This is a genomic window from Petrocella sp., assembly GCF_059865615.1.
Genome location: NZ_JCBCDA010000142.1, coordinates 1 through 2,196, shown reverse-complemented (window position 1 = coordinate 2,196; position 2,196 = coordinate 1). Strand labels below are relative to the sequence as shown.

The 2,196-nt window shown below is 31.6% G+C and carries 2 protein-coding genes and 1 pseudogene; 1 reads left to right on the top strand and 2 read right to left on the bottom strand.

The features are described 5' to 3' along the window. Positions 1–285, bottom strand: a pseudogene (locus tag AC6F8J_RS14690) (hypothetical protein); the annotation flags it as partial. A gap of 574 nt (positions 286–859) precedes the next feature. Beyond that, positions 860–1,315: a hypothetical protein gene (locus tag AC6F8J_RS14685; RefSeq protein ID WP_500724377.1), complete on the bottom strand. Its 456-nt coding sequence runs from the start codon at positions 1,313–1,315 to the stop codon at positions 860–862. A gap of 535 nt (positions 1,316–1,850) precedes the next feature. On the opposite strand from AC6F8J_RS14685, the gene AC6F8J_RS14680 reads away from it, so the two are divergent. Next, complete coding sequence (locus AC6F8J_RS14680) at positions 1,851–2,180, top strand: hypothetical protein (RefSeq protein ID WP_500724376.1); 330 nt, start codon at positions 1,851–1,853, stop codon at positions 2,178–2,180. Positions 2,181–2,196 lie beyond the last annotated feature (16 nt).

The window sequence follows — 2,196 nt, the reverse complement described above, 5'->3', positions numbered from 1 at the left end:
TCTTGTAATCCGTCCGCGATTAAATATTAAGTCTAACATCATAAGCATGATGCCGATTATAATAAGAATCACATGGAATATTATTATATTTCCTTCTTCCTCTTCCGTACTGGGATAATAATAAACATTCTGACTGGTAATAACCGCTTCATCAAGGCCGTACTCTATAAATACTTCTTCTGCAAGTTTTAAATATGTTCCTATAACACCTGCATCATAATTACCCTCTTGAAAATGCCCAATAAGGTAGTCATCTTGTATCCGTCCTGTTTTTGCATCATTTAAAGCACCTTCAAGTAAGTCCGTTCAACCCGAACCCACAAATCTTAGTAAAGGTGTTATTTCTCATAGTCAATATTCAGATTAATATGGCTCTTTTTAATCGCTCATTGTGATTCTCTATTCCTTGCATGCAATCCTATTTTTAGTTTCTGCATGTATATGAATACTGTATAGCTCATTTTATCATTCCTCTATATCTTGATACTTCCCATTACAAGTTGTCTCCTACACTTTTCGGGGAGCATAGCGACCAATCCTTTCATAATAATGCAAAACATAAAACATTATGCTTTGCATTGCAAGGATGTGCTCTGGGAGGCTAAAGATAAAGGGGCAAGCACTCCGCTAATCTGATTTACAGAATGCTCACCTCATATCTCTAAATTAATTTGCTCTAGTTTTGTGTATTAGTTATTAAAAGCCACACTAACATTCTTACACTCATCTTCCCTTTGAATATTTCTCGGATTATAATACTTCAAAACACTCAAACTCAAAATGTTATAGCAAGTTATATTTTATATATAATATTATTATTCCCTTCGAGTCAAGAACAATAAAAAATAGAATTTCGAATTTACCAACGTCTGGTAGAGCCTCCTCCACCAGATGAACCTTCTGAAATTTCACGAAAATATTTTTTTGCCTTTTCAGGATAATACTTCCTTAATTTATTTTCTGCATTTTTTAGATTCCTACTGGCGCGTATATGAGCCATAGAAGCAGCTGTTCTAGCAGCAAGTTTAAACTTGCTACTTTTAACTTCATATCCCGTTCTTGCAATAATTTCAAAATGATTCATAAAATCTTGTAATGTGTAACTTCTATCTAAAGTATAACGTTTATATGACTCATATGAAGTGGTGGCAATACTTGTAATATTACCTTTTCTCCCAATATTGTCCGTGACTGCACATGTAAAACTAAGATAATCTACGGCTTGTTCGTATTCTTTGACTAATTTATTAAAGCTAGGTGTTTTTGATGCAAACGCATTTGTAAAAGTACTTAATATTATTACAAAAACTAACATAACAGATACTATTTTTTTTCATAAGCAATTATCTCCCTTTATTTTATTTATTTTAATATACGGTTAAAGGGTCAAAACTAAGTTTCACTAAATTCGCCTACCATATGTAGATTACGTTGATACATTCATAACTACATATGGTAGGTGAAAGTTCAACTATATAGTTTTGACGCCTTAACCATATACTATAATATACAGCAAATTGCAATAATGGTTTTGAATTTATATTGAATTTGTAATAAATTATAATAATAGGTTTTTTAAAATAAGTTTCATAAAAATACGGTTCATAGATTTTTAAAAAGATAGATGGTTCTACACTCTTGATATCATTTTCAAAAATATACGTTACAGTCTTTTCTAAATAATATCACTCCCTCGGGTCTTTGACACTGCAATCATATTTATACATAATAATTATAGAATTTCTTTTGTCATCATGATATAATATGAATATTACTATTAATGATAATGATTATGATTATCCAAAGATGGCAAGCTGTTTTTTGGATACTGCCTTGAAAGGACTGATTACATGTTGGGTTGGTTCAACGCTTTTTTATTATTTGTGCTCCTCTCCTTTCCGATTGCTATTGAAGTGAACAAACGTTGGCTAAAAGGAAAAAACAATAACTATAATCAATTCTTAAAAAAAGGTCGTAAAATGCATCCCTATGTCGGTGGACTATTAATACTATCCGGACTTATTCATGGTTATCTGAAACTGGGTCGTTTTGACCTTCATACCGGCTCATTGTTATTATTGGTTTTGGCTTTGAATGGTTTTTTAGGTCTGCTTTATAAACGTAGCAAAAAGAGATCTTTAGCAAAGGTCCATCGATATATGGGTGTTTTGATTGTATAACTCTTTTTACTTCATT

Coding starts and splice junctions, on each gene's coding strand:
- AC6F8J_RS14685 (WP_500724377.1), bottom strand. CDS start 1,315: ATGTTAGTTTTTGTAATAATATTAAGTACTTTTACAAATGCGTTTGCA.
- AC6F8J_RS14680 (WP_500724376.1), top strand. CDS start 1,851: ATGTTGGGTTGGTTCAACGCTTTTTTATTATTTGTGCTCCTCTCCTTT.